The sequence below is a fragment of the Exiguobacterium sp. GL_137 genome, assembly GCF_057834585.1.
In genome coordinates this window covers 1,567,669-1,583,469 of the sequence record NZ_CM174406.1, presented here as the reverse complement: position 1 = coordinate 1,583,469, position 15,801 = coordinate 1,567,669, and the positions used below count along the sequence as shown (strand labels likewise).

The 15,801-nt window shown below is 48.6% G+C and carries 18 protein-coding genes; 5 read left to right on the top strand and 13 right to left on the bottom strand.

The window, feature by feature from the left end:
* The first annotated feature begins 65 nt into the window (after positions 1 to 65).
* Together AC3IRK_RS08470 and AC3IRK_RS08465 are read left to right on the top strand one after the other, a co-directional pair.
* On the top strand, positions 66 to 1,106 hold the full coding sequence (locus AC3IRK_RS08470; RefSeq protein ID WP_489169848.1) for an NAD(P)/FAD-dependent oxidoreductase: 1,041 nt from the start codon (positions 66 to 68) through the stop codon (positions 1,104 to 1,106).
* A 197-nt stretch (positions 1,107 to 1,303) separates the two neighbouring features.
* On the top strand, positions 1,304 to 2,494 hold the full coding sequence (locus tag AC3IRK_RS08465; RefSeq protein WP_489169847.1) for a hypothetical protein: 1,191 nt from the start codon (positions 1,304 to 1,306) through the stop codon (positions 2,492 to 2,494).
* Positions 2,495 to 2,601: 107 nt separating this feature from the next.
* Here AC3IRK_RS08465 and AC3IRK_RS08460 read toward each other — a convergent pair whose 3' ends face one another.
* The gene (locus AC3IRK_RS08460; RefSeq protein WP_131503747.1) at positions 2,602 to 3,420 is read right to left on the bottom strand and encodes an alpha/beta fold hydrolase; all 819 of its coding nucleotides are present in this window, start codon (positions 3,418 to 3,420) and stop codon (positions 2,602 to 2,604) included.
* A gap of 168 nt (positions 3,421 to 3,588) precedes the next feature.
* Here AC3IRK_RS08460 and AC3IRK_RS08455 point away from each other — a divergent pair, with 168 nt between their 5' ends.
* Together AC3IRK_RS08455 and AC3IRK_RS08450 are read left to right on the top strand one after the other, a co-directional pair.
* Positions 3,589 to 4,833, top strand: a complete 1,245-nt coding sequence (locus tag AC3IRK_RS08455; protein ID WP_489169846.1) for a hypothetical protein — start codon at positions 3,589 to 3,591, stop codon at positions 4,831 to 4,833.
* A gap of 2 nt (positions 4,834 to 4,835) precedes the next feature.
* On the top strand, positions 4,836 to 6,056 hold the full coding sequence (locus AC3IRK_RS08450; protein WP_131972645.1) for a hypothetical protein: 1,221 nt from the start codon (positions 4,836 to 4,838) through the stop codon (positions 6,054 to 6,056).
* A gap of 1 nt (position 6,057) precedes the next feature.
* Here AC3IRK_RS08450 and AC3IRK_RS08445 read toward each other — a convergent pair whose 3' ends face one another.
* From AC3IRK_RS08445 to AC3IRK_RS08420, 6 genes are all read right to left on the bottom strand, one after another.
* Positions 6,058 to 6,288, bottom strand: coding sequence for a hypothetical protein (locus AC3IRK_RS08445; protein ID WP_131503749.1), 231 nt, complete (start codon positions 6,286 to 6,288; stop codon positions 6,058 to 6,060).
* Positions 6,289 to 6,398: 110 nt separating this feature from the next.
* Positions 6,399 to 6,722 carry an antibiotic biosynthesis monooxygenase gene (locus AC3IRK_RS08440; RefSeq protein WP_131503750.1) on the bottom strand — a complete coding sequence of 108 codons (324 nt, stop codon included), beginning with the start codon at positions 6,720 to 6,722 and terminating at the stop codon, positions 6,399 to 6,401.
* Positions 6,723 to 6,793: 71 nt separating this feature from the next.
* A complete protein-coding gene (locus tag AC3IRK_RS08435; RefSeq protein ID WP_131503751.1) occupies positions 6,794 to 7,402 on the bottom strand; it encodes a hypothetical protein in 609 nt (202 codons plus the stop codon).
* A gap of 66 nt (positions 7,403 to 7,468) precedes the next feature.
* The gene (locus tag AC3IRK_RS08430; protein WP_489169845.1) at positions 7,469 to 8,182 is read right to left on the bottom strand and encodes a nucleotidyltransferase domain-containing protein; all 714 of its coding nucleotides are present in this window, start codon (positions 8,180 to 8,182) and stop codon (positions 7,469 to 7,471) included.
* Positions 8,175 to 8,657: a hypothetical protein gene (locus AC3IRK_RS08425; RefSeq protein WP_489169844.1), complete on the bottom strand. Its 483-nt coding sequence runs from the start codon at positions 8,655 to 8,657 to the stop codon at positions 8,175 to 8,177. Before AC3IRK_RS08425 ends, AC3IRK_RS08430 begins: the two co-directional genes overlap by 8 nt.
* 147 nt (positions 8,658 to 8,804) lie before the next feature.
* Positions 8,805 to 9,209 carry a hypothetical protein gene (locus AC3IRK_RS08420; RefSeq protein WP_489169843.1) on the bottom strand — a complete coding sequence of 135 codons (405 nt, stop codon included), beginning with the start codon at positions 9,207 to 9,209 and terminating at the stop codon, positions 8,805 to 8,807.
* 142 nt (positions 9,210 to 9,351) lie between these two features.
* Here AC3IRK_RS08420 and AC3IRK_RS08415 point away from each other — a divergent pair, with 142 nt between their 5' ends.
* Positions 9,352 to 9,735 carry a hypothetical protein gene (locus tag AC3IRK_RS08415; protein WP_489169842.1) on the top strand — a complete coding sequence of 128 codons (384 nt, stop codon included), beginning with the start codon at positions 9,352 to 9,354 and terminating at the stop codon, positions 9,733 to 9,735.
* Here AC3IRK_RS08415 and AC3IRK_RS08410 read toward each other — a convergent pair.
* Genes AC3IRK_RS08410 through nikA form a run of 6 tightly spaced genes read right to left on the bottom strand, consistent with a single transcriptional unit; the run spans position 9,732 to position 15,767 of the window.
* On the bottom strand, positions 9,732 to 11,066 hold the full coding sequence (locus tag AC3IRK_RS08410; protein ID WP_489169841.1) for an MATE family efflux transporter: 1,335 nt from the start codon (positions 11,064 to 11,066) through the stop codon (positions 9,732 to 9,734). The two genes, AC3IRK_RS08415 and AC3IRK_RS08410, sit on opposite strands and share 4 nt — an antisense overlap.
* Positions 11,060 to 11,812: an ABC transporter ATP-binding protein gene (locus AC3IRK_RS08405; RefSeq protein ID WP_188004390.1), complete on the bottom strand. Its 753-nt coding sequence runs from the start codon at positions 11,810 to 11,812 to the stop codon at positions 11,060 to 11,062. Before AC3IRK_RS08405 ends, AC3IRK_RS08410 begins: the two co-directional genes overlap by 7 nt.
* Before the next feature lie 2 nt (positions 11,813 to 11,814).
* Positions 11,815 to 12,540 (bottom strand): ATP-binding cassette domain-containing protein, encoded by a 726-nt coding sequence (locus tag AC3IRK_RS08400; RefSeq protein WP_188004389.1) that lies wholly within the window; start codon positions 12,538 to 12,540, stop codon positions 11,815 to 11,817.
* The gene (locus AC3IRK_RS08395) at positions 12,537 to 13,310 is read right to left on the bottom strand and encodes an ABC transporter permease (protein WP_188004388.1); all 774 of its coding nucleotides are present in this window, start codon (positions 13,308 to 13,310) and stop codon (positions 12,537 to 12,539) included. The genes AC3IRK_RS08400 and AC3IRK_RS08395 overlap by 4 nt, the downstream gene beginning before the upstream one ends.
* A complete protein-coding gene (locus AC3IRK_RS08390; RefSeq protein ID WP_489169839.1) occupies positions 13,307 to 14,242 on the bottom strand; it encodes an ABC transporter permease in 936 nt (311 codons plus the stop codon). Before AC3IRK_RS08390 ends, AC3IRK_RS08395 begins: the two co-directional genes overlap by 4 nt.
* A gap of 1 nt (position 14,243) precedes the next feature.
* Complete coding sequence (gene nikA, locus AC3IRK_RS08385; RefSeq protein ID WP_489169838.1) at positions 14,244 to 15,767, bottom strand: nickel ABC transporter substrate-binding protein; 1,524 nt, start codon at positions 15,765 to 15,767, stop codon at positions 14,244 to 14,246.
* Positions 15,768 to 15,801 lie beyond the last annotated feature (34 nt).

The window sequence follows — 15,801 nt, the reverse complement described above, 5'->3', positions numbered from 1 at the left end:
TACGCGGCACTACTTGGGGGAATAAACAGGATAGATACAGTGAATCCAAAAAAGTGGGTGGAGTCGTGAAACGAATCCTGTTAGTCGGCGCAGGTCATGCGCATTTAGAATGTATCAAACAAGGGAGTCATTCGGATGTCGACTGGATTGTCATCACTCCCTCGCGTTATCAGTATTATTCCGGGATGTTCTCCGGACTGGCGGACGGAACCTATACACTCGACGAGATACGCATCAATGTCAAAGCGTTATGTGAACGATACGGTAAGACGTGGATGGAGGACCGGGTCGTGCGAATCGATGCTGCCAACAAACACGTTATCTTTCAGTCCGGACAGGTCGTGCCGTACGATATCGTGTCGTTTAATATCGGATCAAACGACTGGGAAGCAAGCACCCCGAACCACGTTACGATCAAACCGAACTATCGTATAGAACAAGCGTTAAAGACGTTCAGGAGTGCCGTCTCCCCTGTCATCGTCGGCAGTGGTGCGGCGGCCGTCGAGATGGCGGCGTCATTTCAGTCAAACGGTACACCGGTCACCCTGATTCATGAAGAACCGTTGCTCAGCGGTCATCCGGCCGGTCCGGAACTGGCCGCGCGACTCGATCAGTTGGGTGTCAACCGGATCATTGACCGGTTCGAAACGCTGGATGGTCAAACAGCAACGCTCCAATCCGGCCGCTTGCTCGAGACGGATGCCGTTTTGTTTTTAGGAGGGGCAACGGCGCATGAATTGTTTCAGGTATCCGGTCTGTATTGTGATGACCGCGGATTTTTACTGGTGCACGAGACGCTGCAGTCGCTCGAGGATCCGTCCATCTTTGCCGTTGGGGATTGTGCGACTCTGATCGCGTATCCGGATACACCGAAAAACGGTGTGACGGCGGTGCGACAGGCTCCGCTGTTGCTTCAGAATTTGATCCGATGCGTGAACGAAGAACCGTTACGGGCGTTTCGACCCCAACGGTGTTATTTGACGCTTCTTGCGCTCGGTCATCGCCAGGCCACCCTGCTGTACGGACGATTTTACCGAACCAACCGGCTCAGCTGGTATTTCAAACAATCGATTGACCAGCGATTTATCAAGAAATATACGGTCTGAATCAACAGGCAGAAAGATGAATGGTTCATCTTTCTGCCTGTTTTATTTATAAATTACATTTTTTAAAAAAAGAAGATTCTATTAAAAATATGGTAATATGATGGATAATTAATTAAGGAGGAATTATCATCAAAAATAGATTACTGACTCTCGCTATGCTATCCAGCATCGTGTTAACCGGCTGTGGGCAAGAACGATTGCTAGATCTCAAGCCGGTACCTTCCTACTGGTCTGCCCATTCATTTGCTTCCGACGAATACTCAGATCAGGAAGTCCCCGTTAAACAAAAGAAACAATTGTTGCGGACCTGTATGCAGAATAAAACGGTGTCCCTTCCGAAATCGTACCGGACGTTGCAGTCATTCGGTATATTTTTTACGTTAAATAATCTGGAAATAGCACCGTTTCCGACCGAAATTGTTTATTTGGCACACGGCAATCAGATGTACCTATCCTGTCGTTCGCCTAAGACACAGGAGTTGCGTGTCCATCCGATTAAAGCGTCGGACCATCCGTGGGTCCGCTTGACGGAGGGTCCGGATCGGATTGCACTTCAAGCACCCGTCTCTATTCCACTGAAAGAAGAACAATTGGACCAGCATGTATCCGTCAATCAGGAAATGAGCGCAGACAATGAATTTGCTAAGGATTTGAAACCGTTCCATGCGTTTCAATTGCCGATTTCAGGACAACTGTTGTTCGTCATGACAGAATCGGGCAAAGAGCACATCATTCGAAACATTGCGATGTCGTCCCTTCATCAGCAAGGCGAGTTTTACCTGGTGAGCCGCCGTCATATTGACGGATCGACGTCCCGCTCGTTAACCTTTTCACGCGACGGGTGGGACCTCGCAGATCGACAGATCATGACGGCATACAAATCGAATCGGATCAAAACGAAGCAACATTCCTTGCCAAAAACGTTACCGGTCAATCAAACCGTTCCCTTCGTGACCTTTCAATTCATAAAAAAAGAACGGGTAGTAGAAGAAAAGACGCTTTCCATTCGTTATCAGCCGGTCTACCGTCCGGTCAAGGAATACCAAATCGAAGATGAGCCGACGCGCGGAATCACGGCCTACTTCCATCCGACAATGAAATCGTTTGAAAAGGCGAAACTAAGTGAGATGGTCATCCTGCCAGATAAGCTGTCCCGGACGGTGGCCGAAGAGTTAAAGGCTGTGACGTTGGAAGAACCACAAGGAACGCGATCACCATTTTCGTACATGACGTTGCTTGAATACGGTAATACCCAGACCTTTCAGGTGTATCTGAAAAAACGTGCCAACAAGACAGATCTTTACTTGCAAGATCAACGGACGAAAAAAAGTACCAGATTATCAGGTGAGTTGGCACGGCAAGTCAGTCAAGAATTAGAAGAACAGTGATTCTAATCGGTTTCCTGCTCCACTAGTTATGATGTGAGACGCGCCTGCTTAAAAACCCCATCTGCTTCTCCCGAAGGAAAAGCAGATGGGTTACGTGTCTTTTGCAGTTAGACCGCTTGGCTTGATTTGACGTATGAAACAAGTGTTTCCGTGAATTTCTCGCGTTCGTCGAGGAACATCCCGTGTCCGCTCTCTTCAAAGACTTCGAGGCGTGAACCCGTGATGTTTTCATGCATGACTTCGGCAAATTCGAATGGACAGACTTTGTCTTGTTTACCGTGCATGATGAGTGTATCGACCGAAATCTTCGGCAGACCGTCGCGTAAATCTTCGTCACGTAAGGCAATCGCCGATTGGATCGTTCCGTGGGAAGATGCCGCGACACTCAAGTTATGGAACCATTGCTGTAGCGGTTCCGGATGCTCCTTCGCAAAAAAGATTTCCCCGAATCCTTTCAGCATCGATGGACGGTCCTGTTTCGTATCTTCAATCAAGGCATCGACTTCCTCTTTCGTCATGCCGTACGGATAACCATCGCGTTGCGTGAAGACCGGTGCGGCTGCTCCTGCTAAGATCAATTTCGAGACATTGGATTCCCCATGGTTTAAGAGGTATTTTAACGCGATTCCGCCGCCCATCGAGAAACCGAGCAACGTGACATTCGTTAATTCCAATTGCTGAATCACTTCGTTGATATCCGACGCCATCGTCGTATAGTCATATCCGGTAGCAGGCGCATCCGATTTCCCGTAGCCGCGGTAATCGACGCCGATATAGCGGTACCCTTCTTCGAGCAGGCGGTTTTTCTGATATTCAAACATGTTATTGTTGGCCGGCCATCCGTGTAACATAACGACCGGTTGTCCTGAACCGATATCTTCTACATAAATCTTTGTTCCATCGACTGCTTGAATAAATGTACCCATCTGTGAAAACCCCCGTTGTTTTTAGTTAGTCTAGCTTCCGTGCACAATTAAAAGATACCCGGTTGTAACAGAAAACTAACATCTTAATATTAAAAGGTTTTTAGTTTTGAATTTCATTGGAAGTAAAAGGGTATTATCATGGTAAAATATTGTTAAAAGAAGGAAGGGGTGATTACTATTAAAAAATCCGTACTCGCAATCAGTTTCACTGGCAGCCTGTTTCTGACAGGATGCGGGACAGAATCCTTATTACAGTTAGAACGTAATCCGAATTACTGGGAAGCAATCAATTTCTCGGATGATTTATTTGAACCGGTACCAAAACAACAGTCAGCCTACCTGTTACAAACATGCGAAAATACAAAAAAGACGGCTCCCCTGCCGAAGCAATACCGGACGCTTGGTGAATATGGACTTTACTTTAACTTACAACAAATCGGCACCTATACACCGCCGATTGAATTACAATACATCGCAACAGGAGATACGTATTACTTAACATGCCGTTCACCAAAAACATACCGGGTGACGGCACATCCGATTCAATTGAAAAACCACCCTTGGCTGAAACCAACTTCAGGCCAAGAACGTAAACCGATTACAGAACCGGCTTTAACCGTACGTACATATAAAAAAGCAGCAAAACGGAAGGAAGAGGTTGTAGGAGTATCAAAAAACGTGCAACGTCTGTCCATCGAGTTTCCAGTGACAGGACAGATCGTGTTCTTGGAAAAAGAAAAAGACGGGAAACAGAAACCCCTTTTTGGCTTACCGGCATCGTTTTCCTATCCGGAAATTGAGCTGTCATTTGAAAAGACGACGGATGGGCTGCCGTCTATGACCTATACACTGATGATCAAGTCAGACCAGTACTTTAATCAAGAAGACATCATCAACAGGATGGGCAAACAATCCATTGATTTGACCTATCACCCGCTTCCTGACGTCTTACCGGTGAACAAGACGATTCCGTACGTGACCTTCCAATCAAAAGACACGGAAAAGCCGCTGAATAAGACGATTTCTCTGCGTTATGAGACAACAGTCAAAGACATTCGTCCCCGCGGCTTTAACGGGATTGGGAATGATAACAAGGAAATCCACGGATTTCTGCATCCGAACGATGCTGCACTCAAAGACGGAAACTTCCGGCAATTATCTCTGTTACCGGACAAACTGGCGAAGCGGATCTCAAATGATTTAAAGGAAGTGTCGCTAGAAAAACTTCAAGGAAAGCGGGCAGATATCCGGTATATGACGTTGATTCAAAATGGAAAAAGCCAATCGTTTGAAGTCTACTTAAAAGCACGTGCCAACAAAACGGATATTTATGTCAAAGATGCCAAAACGAAAAAAACAGCGAAACTGTCCGGTGAAGTCGCAACTGATCTCCTGACAGAACTGGAGGACTAAAGATGCGGAAAATAGTGCTGTTAGGAATGACGACCATCCTGTTGAGCGGATGCAGTCCGGATGTAAAACCGATCCAGTACACCTACTTACCGGAAGTGTACGATACGTTGAATCTGACAGACTTCAAGAAAGATGATCCGAAGTTGGGTGTTCTCATTAAACAGGTGTGCGCGACGAAACCGGTTGCCGCACCGAAAGAGTATGCGATCGGCAAACAATATTTCGTGAATCTCGTCAGCCAGTTTCCGGAATCGATGGGCGAGCAGGCTGTCTATCTGAAAACAAAACAGGATCGTTTTTTGTATTGCCATGATTATGTGTCAAAACCGGGTTATCACAAGTTGACACGAAAGCAGGACCGCTTTTCATCGGAACATCTCGTCATGCCTGAAAATCAGGTGGAGTTTCAGAAGTTATCTTCCAACTTTGAAGAGAGTGTCCGCATCTCCGGCAGATCCCTGATGAAATCCGCGCGACAGCTGACGGTCCCGACGACCGGCTATCTCGTCGTCCGGGCAACAAATGAACAAACGAAGCAGACTGTCGTCACGAACATCATGGAACTGACACCGTTTGTCGGACCCGTCCCGCTTGTCCTCGAATCAAATATTCAGATTCAAGAACCGTACGAAGTCCAGTTGAACCTGATGGGACAAGCACGATATCGTGCGCCCATTCATTCTTCGAAGGAGCGAAGTACGATTCAGTTCAAGGAGGCACCGCATGCAGACGGCACTTACGGTACGGTCACGGTCAAAGAAAAAACCGGAAAGACTACCCGCTACAAGCTGAGCGTCAAGCACGAAAAACAACTTCCGCCTAATCTTGACGTGCCGCCGGACGAACTGTACGATGCGGACTATTCTTTACCGCGCTTCGCCCTCTTTCATGACCGGTCGCTCGGAAAAATGAAATTTGTGAACGGCGATTTAGATATGGCGGAGCCGCTTTCACCCGATGCCTACATCGAGACGTCACTCGAAGAGTCAAAACAGTTGGTCCGGCTGATCGAGGACAGTGAAGAGGCGGAGCCAAAAGGACGATTGGCTGAGCGGCAGTATTTGACGTTACTGAATAAAGGGAAAGCGCAACAGTTCAAAATTTATCTCGACCGGCGAATCAAAAAAACCGATGTTTATCTCGAAGATGTCCACCGGAAGGTCGGTTTTAAGCTTTCCGCTGCCGGACGCGACGTGTTTCTTGATACGTATCACATCAAATGACTTAAAATACCAGATGTTCGACAGCGAAGATGACACAGCAAAACAAGATGAAGGCGATCCCTTCGTGTAACCACTCTTCGCGGGTCAACTGTTCCCGTAAAAAAGAGGCACAGGCAATCAGCAGTGCAAAAAAGTACAGGTAGACAAAACCGCCGGACAGGAAAAAACCGATGATGAAAATCATGCCGAACAAGACCGTTAAACCTGAAACGATGCCTTTCCGTGTCGTCATCTTCCGTCACCTCTCGAGGTTCAGTTTTAATCCTTTTACCCGCTTTCCGGTTTATCCATTCCAGGCGAAAAAACCGTCTCTTCCCCACTCGCGGGAAAAGACGGTTTTGTTTAGGCATGTGTATGATCGGCGACGACGGCATATTCTGTCACGGCGTTTGACAGGACAAGCGGTTTGACTTCCGATGTCCCCTCGTCCCGTTTCTTATGGACGCCTTTATAGGCTTGGCTTTCCTGCCAGGCATGGAAATGCGTTTGTTTTTCCCACGTCGTCATGATCGTGACGATATCATGCTCGTCCTGACTGAGATCGACTAAGACCTGCATCCGGATAAATCCTTCCATCTGCTCGATGCCTTTAGTCGTTTGAAAACGTGCCGCGACTTGATCGGCTTTCCCGTTTTGCACACGTAATTGATTCATTACAATCCACATACTAAATCCCCCTCTTGTTGAACTATATTCAGTATACCGAACAACTAAATCTTCTTCCTACTGAGAGGTCTTCAATCGAGCGTATTCGACAAGCGGCGTAACTGTTCGTCGCCTTGCCGGTCGACCGCATGAATATCAAAAAAGAGCGAACGGGGAAAAGCTTTCGGTAAGGCCTGAATCGTATGGAAGCTATCCTTTTGTCCGACATCGAGCGTCCGTTTGATATCAGTTAGCGGTACGGTTCGCTCGTGTGTCCCGACGGACGTGACTTTATACGGATCAAACATTAACGTATCCAGTTTCTGCGACGGGTTTTCCCCGTATACGACCAGGAAACGATGTTGATCGACTTCCAGTAACCGTCCTTCGAACCAGTCGGATGACTGCGACGTTTGGCGGAGCAACTTCACGAGCTGATAGGACGCATCCGTTTGTTTCAGCAGGATCAGATACTGCCTCGTCGGTGTTTTGACGAATGCGACTAAATGCCGGTCGCCGAGCGGTTCAATCCAGTAGACCTGTTTCGTCGAAAATCGCACTTCCGGCTGCTGTTGACGGACGGTCTCGACAATCCGTTTCGGTGTCACATCTTGAGGAGCAGCCTCTTTCGTCTGGAAATAAAACAGACTCCCGCCGAGACCGAGCAGGAAAAATAACAATACGAACATCCGGTGTTTCATGACAGCGCCACATCACGAAGCGGATGACAGTCCGGCATGGATCGTTTCATGATGCTCGCCCCCCTTTCATTTTCCGATTGAAAAGCCGTCAAAATAACGACCGCCGCTTTCGGCAAGCCACTGTTCCAGCAAACCGATGACAGCTTGTTTTTCATCCGACCGGAAATAGGCTTCAAAGGCCTCGACCAATCGTCCGGCCTCGACCGGATGGATGGTCTCGAGACTGCGGATCAGCCACTTCCCCTGTCCTGTCCAGTGACCCGACGTCCGTAAGCGGAAATCCGTCGCCTGCTCGAGCAACCGGGCTGCGATTCCAAGTCCTTCCGACCGCTCCGTCACACCGATGAAATCGTCGAGCAAATCGGTCAGAAAGTAACGCGCACGGTCCGTTTCGACAGGCGACAGCACCGGTGGACCGGCGAGCAGCTCTGATTCCGCCTGTGCTTTCAAAGGTCTGAGCAGATCATGATCGAGCAGGACGAATCCTTCTGCGACCATCCGTTGCATCGACGGACGTCCGCGTTCCTGGTCCTGCCGGAAAAAATCCCGGATGGTCGTACTCGAATGAATAAATGCTTCGACCGGATATTCATCGAAGGTGAACGATTCCCGGTAAGAAGCCGGGACGGATTCCCGAAATATGATCAGATCGAGGTCAGATGTCGCGGTTGCCTGTCCCCGGACAAAACTTCCGGCAAGTAACGCAGCGTCACAATCCGGATAACGGCTCTCGACGATTAAACGGGCAGTTTGCTTGGCATACGTCAGCAAATCACTCATGTGTCTGGTTCTGTAACATCGTATTATCGGAAGCAAAAACAGCCAGTTCATCGCCCGGTACAGCGACGATTGAGACAAGACCTTTATCCGGTAATGTCATATCGATGGCCCAGGATTCGTAATAAGTATCCGATCCGTTGATGACCAGAGTTTTCCCCGAACTGAACGTAATGAACAGATGTGGAGCGGCTTTTCCGATCCGGACGGCAATGATTCGTTCTGTATGTAACGTCACGATCAGGTGAAGCATCTCTTCTTTCGGCATATGGCGGACGACCCAGTCCTTCGACGATTCGACATCCCCGTAATACAAACGGTCCGTCTCGATCCGGATTGCGATATCCGGAATCGTGGCGTCGTAGAGATTGATCAGTTCGATGCTGATGAAGCCTGTCAGGTGAATCGTCGAAATTTGAGTTCCGGTCAAATAAGTAGACACGAGCTTTCGGGCGATTTGATGATCTTCTTTATTCATAATTCCACCTCTTCACAAAATAGTTGACGATGATGTCAATCGTGTTGTCATTTTTCTTTCTTATAAATTTACCACATATTAGCAGAGGACGGGAGAACGAACAAAAAAACAGATGACCGTCCGGTGAACGTCATCTGTCTTAAAAGATCAATTCGCTTTTTTCAGGATGTTCAGCAACCATTTCTGCAAGTCTTTGCCGCCTTCATAAAACGAACAGTCGCGGAGTTCGATTGTGTGTCCGCCTGCTTGGATCAATTCGTTGAACGTGTTTCCGAGATCGCGGTTTTCCCACTGGCGTTCATCGTTTAAATACTTGAAACCGAAGTTGCATTCGACGTTAAAGATAATATGGAACGGTTCCTTGAACGATTGGACGGCGCGGATCATTTCAACTAAAATCATCCGTTTTGGTGTTGATTTTTTAAATGTATCGATGACCGTCGTCCGGCGTCCGTGGAATTCGACGACACGGACCGCACGTCCTTCATCGGCCTTGAAATCATAACTCGTCCGGATGGAGACGATGATTTCACGTTGATCAACTTGTTGCATATTCTACCACTGCCTTTCTCTCGCTTGAGTATACATCACCCGCGCCATGTCTTGAAGGGTTATTTCACAATCCGCTCTGAGAACGATTGAAACCTCCTATTATTTGTCTTATAATGAAAAATATGCTGAAAGGAGCTTGATTGTGAAACCGTTATTTTCCATTATCTTAACTGTTTGCTTACTTTTCACAGGGTGTTACTGTACGCTCGACGAGCAGACGGACAGCCCCCACTTCAAGTCTCGTGCGCGGACGATTTCGAAGTATCACACGTTTGATATCGAATTTTCGAAAGGACTGCGTCCGGATCAAGTCTCGGACCGTACGGTTACGATCACGGACTCGACCGGCGAACGGATGCAGACGGAGCTTGAAGTCATTGACGGCAAGGAACTCCGGATCAAGCCGCCCCGCTCGGGTTATCAAAAGGGACGCCGTTACATCATACATATCCGGGATTCGATTGATGCACGAAAACAAGTTAAAAGTAACACGATAAAAGAACGGACCTTCACTGTTGATCGTTAAACAGGAAGATCCGTTTTTTCGTTATGTGTTTCAAACACAGACGATCTCCGGCGCTCCGCCAAATGCAGGGAGACGGATCGCATCAGACCGAAACCGATGAACGCCAGCCACACGCCGTGGTTGCCGATCCAGTAGACCGACAGCAACAGCAGTGCAAAGACGAGAAAAGCCTGAATCATCGAGTTCCGGACCGGTTTTGCCTGAGCCAGACCGGAAAAAACGCCTTCATAGAGCATCGCAAAGCCACCGGTTAACGGAAAGATGAGAATCCAGCCATAATACAGACGGGCGAAATCAAGCAGGTCCGGATCCGTGGAGAATGACCGCAATAACGGGTACTGAAAAATAACTAGCAGAATCATCATCAAAAGAATGGAAGCGAGACCAAACTTTCGGGTTAACCGGACACTTTGACGGTAAACGGCTTCATCGTGGCGTCCGCGCGACCGTCCGACGAGAATCGTCGAAGCACTGCCGAGTCCCCCGAACCAATAGGCAATCAAATACTGGATTTGCAGCAAAATGGCGTTGGCTGCGAGAACATCAGGTCCAAAACTTGCTCCTGTCCGGGTAAACCAGCCGGTCACGATCAAAAGAAAGATCGTCCGGACGAACAGATCGGCGTTGACCGTAAAAAATTGCCGGTACGCCTGGACATGGAACAAAAGGCCGCGGTAGTCCGGTTTCCAGGCTAATTGCCGGAGCATAAATAGGAATCCGAAAGCGACGATACTGATTTCAGCGACAAGCGTCGCGATCGCGACGCCAGCGACGCCGTATCCCAGTCCGAGGACGAAGACGATATCCAGCACGATATTGATGACGTTACTGAATACTTGAATCAACAAGGCGCGTTTTACCTGTCCCTGACCAATCAGCCAGCCGAGGACGGCGTAACCGATCAGGACGAACGGTGCTCCGTACATTCGGTAATGGATGTATGTCGTGACATCCGGCAACAAGGTTTCGGGTGCTGCCAGTAAGTAAAGACCACCTTCCGTCAACGGAACACGAAATAGCATTAGTGCGAGACCAATCAGCAAACCGAGCAACACAGGACGGTATAAAGCGAAATGCAAAGCCGTTTCGTCATGATGGACACTGGCTTGCGCACTGAAACCGGTCGTGCTGACTTTTAGAAATCCAAACAGCCAGTAAATCGTATTAAAGAACACAGCAGCAATCGCAATCGCCCCGATGGCGACTGCATCGCCGGTTTGTCCGATGACGATTGTATCGGTGACACCGAGTAACGGCGTCAATATACTCGACAAGATCAATGGATAGGCAAGCAGTCCATACTGGCTTGCTGTAACAGGCGGCGTCACCATGTCTGTGCCTCGATCAAAACCTTCGTCTCTGTTGCCCGCATCGGAGACGATTGATCCGATACGTGAAACCGGTCGACAATCCGTCCCTTGTGCAGGACGAGGACATCGTCACATAGTGCGGAAACAGACTTTAAGTCGTGAGAGATGAAAATGTACGACATCTGTAAAATGTCCTTCAGTTCGCGTAGTAAAACTACGATTTCTTTTAAGGCAAGAACATCGAGGCCGGTCGTCGGCTCGTCAAGAATCAATACAGCCGGTTCGATTGAAATCGCCCGGGCAATCGCCATCCGCTGTAATTGTCCGCCGCTGAGTTCTGCCGGTCGCCGTTCAAGCAACTGTTCGTCAAGACCAACGGCAGCCATTAATTCATGTGCCAATTGCTGCTCCGACTGATTCGGAAAATAATACAATTCCGGTTGATGAATCCGGTACGGTTCAAGGAGCGACCGGCGCATCGACCAGTCGGGATTAAAGGAGCCGTGTGGGTGTTGGAAAACGGCTTGGATCTGGCGCCGCATCGACCGTTCGGACCGCGTGGAGAACGGTTGACCGAGCAAGGTGACCTGTCCTTCATCCTGCCGTTCTAATTGTAATAGAACTCGTCCTAACGTCGACTTGCCACTACCGCTTTCACCGATGATGCCAAGCGAACGGCCGGTCGTTAAAGAAAATGAGAGATCGGTCAACACGTATTCAGTTTTGTAACGGACAGAGACGTGCTCGACCGTCAGAAGTACAGACATCCTCATGCCTCCTTTTCTAAATGAATCCCCGCAAACAAGGCACGGGTATAGGGATGCGAACGAGTCGCCATCGTCTCTTTTGTGACAGTATCGATGAGTTGCCCTGCCTTCATAATATACAACGTATCGGCATAATGTAAGGCGGCTTTCAATTCATGAGTGACGAACAGGACGGTTGCTGCAGTTTGTTGCTGATACTTTTTTAACCAATCCAACAGTTCACGGGTCGCAACAGGATCAAGTGCCGTCGTCAATTCATCCGCCACAATCAGGCGCGGTTTCAGGCAAACAGCCGTAAGAATCGTCATTCGCTGAAGCTGCCCGCCACTGAGCTGATTCGGAAGACGATTGAGCAGTTCTTCATCCAGCCGAAACGATTGCAGCAAGCCGTCGATAAATGACGCATCGTATTCGAGTTGATGCGCCCGGTACAAATCTTGCAGCGTCTGCTTGATAGTTAGAAACGGGACAAAGGATTGGTGATACTGTTGCGGAATGTAACCGATATCGCGTCCTAACACCCAGTTCCGTCCTTCCGGGAATATCACCGTTCCCCCGGCAGACAGCGTGGATGGTAAGAGACCGATTAATCGTTTCAGGAGAAGTGTCTTCCCGCTTCCGCTCGCTCCGACGAAACACACAAACTGATTGACTGGCAACTTGACGTTAATCGGCTGTAACAACAGATTTAATCCTTTTTTAACTGTCACGTGATTTATCTGAATCATCGGCAGTCTCCTTCCTTTTGTTGGAAACGACGGTTCCACCACATCGTGAAACTGACCGTCAGGACGATACAGAGACCCGGCCAAAGCATGAACCGGGGGGCGACCTGGAAATACGGTCGACCTTCATTCAACAGCGCGCCCCATTCAGGTACAGGTGCTTGGACTCCGAGCCCGATATAAGAGAAGGCAGATAAAAACAAAATGATTTTACCGAGATCAACACTCATCACATTCCGGATTTGTCGCAGAACAGGTGCTAACAGGTGTTGCCGGATGATCATACCGTCCGATAATCCGTTGACACGTGCCATCCAAATATATTCGGATTGTTTTGTCGCCGTGACGATGCTTTCGGTCAAGCGGGCATAGGAAACCCATTTAATCAGTAAAATCGCCCAAATGAGACTATGCATGCCGGCTCCGAGTAAGCCTGCTAACACTAATGCAAGTACCGTGTCGGGAAAAATAATCAGACTTTCTTCGATTCGTCGGATGATCCGTTGTAACAGTCCGCCGTAATATCCGGCGAACAGTCCAAGGATGGTCCCAATACATGCCGTCAACAGGACGGTAAGACCGCTGAATAAAAGTGAAATCAAACCGGCTACAATCAATCGGGCGAGAAAGTCACGTCCTAAGGCGTCCGTACCGAGCCAATGTGCCTTCGAGACCGGTGCCAACCGGTTGGAAATATCCGTCGTATACGGGGAATGCATCATCAAGTACATCAGTGGAATCAGGATCAACAGTCCATAAAAAAGACGTTTCATAGTCTTCCCCCTTTCCAGTCGGGTCGGAGACACTGTGTCAACAGACGCATCAGGAGATTCAATGTCACGATGATACCGGTCGTCAACAGGATGTATCCTTGAATCAAAGGGTAATCCCGTTGTAAGACGGCTTCAACCATCAACTTACCGACACCGGGGTAGGAAAACACGACTTCAAGAATCACGACACCGCCGGCAAGACTTCCGAGTGTCAAGGTGAAGACAGCAAGCACCGGTGGCAGACTGCCGCGAACAGCATACTTCCAAAAAATCGTTTTTTCAGCGATTCCACGTGCTCGGGCAATCTGAATATAGTCTTTGGCCAGTTCCTTTTGGATGTTGATACGTAACAGTTGGATATAGACACTGGCTAATGCCAGACTGAGTGAAACGGCGGGTAAAATGACGGATTCAATACCGTCCCGTCCCATGACCGGAAGCCAGACCAGTCGGATAGCAAACCAATCAGTCAGGATCAGACCGATCCAAAAACTCGGAACTGCTGCGCCTATCAACGACACAATGTCTGCAAAGAGGCGGACAGCCCGCTGGTTTGAATAAGCACTCCATGTGCCAAGCGGGAGGGCAAGCAACAGCGCAATCAGTAAACCACTGCCGGCGATTTCAAACGTCGCTTGGTAACTGTCCTGCAACATTGCAAAAACCGGACGTCCCGTCATAAACGATTCGCCGAAATCAAGACGGCTGATTGAAATCAGCCAATCCGTGTACTGCGTGTATAACGGTTCGTCAAAACCGAGGTTTTCCCGAACCGTCTGAATTTGCTGCGGTGTCGCGCTCAATTCATCGACATTGAGTAAGGTGAGTACGGGATCTCCCGGAAGGAGACGCACTAAGGCAAAACTTCCGAATGTCATCAGAAATAGAAAAAGAAAGGCCTCCCCTGTCTGGCGGATGAGCAACCGTCGCATTTCATTTCACCTCTAACCTATTCGTAATCATATAATATTCACTTTTTTCCGTTTTCCATCCTTTGACGCGGGACGGATCATAAGCGACGAGTGTCGCAGGATGTAATAAAAAACTGTTGAACTGTTTTTGGTCGACGTCTCGGGCAATCTGTTCCGCCAAAGCATTCCGTTTCGCCGGATTGACTGTCCGGTTCAGTTGATTCAGTTGTTTTGTCAACGCGCCATCGTTGACGCCGCTGAAGTTCAGTCCACCTTGCGGATGATAGGTCGCATTGAGATAATAGCCGGCGTCGCCGCGCGGTGCTGTCAGATTGCTGTATGTCGCAAGATCCCAGTCCCGGTGACTGCTCATATATTCTTCCGGAACATCAATCTGTCTGATTTTAATCGTGATACCGATTTTTTTGGCATCATCCTGTAAGACTTGAGCGATCAAAGGTAAGTCCGGACGGGCGGAATAGGTCAACAACGTTAACGTCAACGGCTGGCCGTCCTTTTGCATCTGACCGTCCTGTAAGGTATAGCCGGCTTGCTTTAAATAAGATATCGCCGTTCGGTCTGTCCGCTGCTCATAATCCGGGGCAAAAGGGAACGACGAAATGAATGGTCCGGTCGCGACCGTCGCATACCCTTGCAGGACATGATCGACCAACTGTTTGCGGTCAATCAATGTATCGATCACTTTTCGGACAGGAAGGGACTGCATCGGTCCGTCCGTTACGTTCATCGTCAGTTGGTGGACACGGAACGTTTCCGTCACGTCAGTCGTAAATCCGTTTTCCTTCAGTTGATCGACGGATTCGATTTCGGGCCGGTACACGATATCAGCCTGACCGGATTGTAGTGACATCGTTCGGGCTCCGGCATCTTCATTAAATAAAAAGTCGACGGTTTCAAGTTTTGCCGGTCGTCCCCAGTATCCGTCAAACCGTGTTAATTCCACTTTTGTCCCGGGTGAGAAAGCAGACACCGTAAACGGTCCAGTCCCGATCGGTCGGGCCTCTATTTTTTTGGCCGTCGTATCGATGATAGCTGTATTTGGATTAACAAGTTCCGAGATGAATTCCGGATAGACGGAATTCGTTTCGATCAAAAGATCGTTTCCGTCGACTTTGATCGACTTGATCTTCAATGCATTTTTGACCCCCATATTCTCTGCGATTGATCGCTCAAGAGAAGATTTGACGGCATCCGCATTAACCGTTTTTCCATTTTGGAAGGTGATGCCTTGCTGTAACTCAAGCCGCCAGACCGTTTCACTTTCATTTTTCCAGCTTTTCGCAAGCCACGGTTCGACAGTCAGCTTCTCATCATCCAGCCGGACTAATGTTTCCGTTACACCTGCTCGCAGCGGGACGTAACTGCTGTCGCGGTGCGGATCGAGTGATAACGTTGAAAAATTATAGACAAACGTCAAGTGGTCGTCTTTTTTTAAGTTCGTGTCCGGGATGCAACCACTGAGTAGTACCGCTCCGAGTGCAATCGTCCAAGCGGTCTGTCGTAAGCATTTTTTATATGTAAACATTGGCTCTCCCACCTCTATTTCGTAATCATTACGT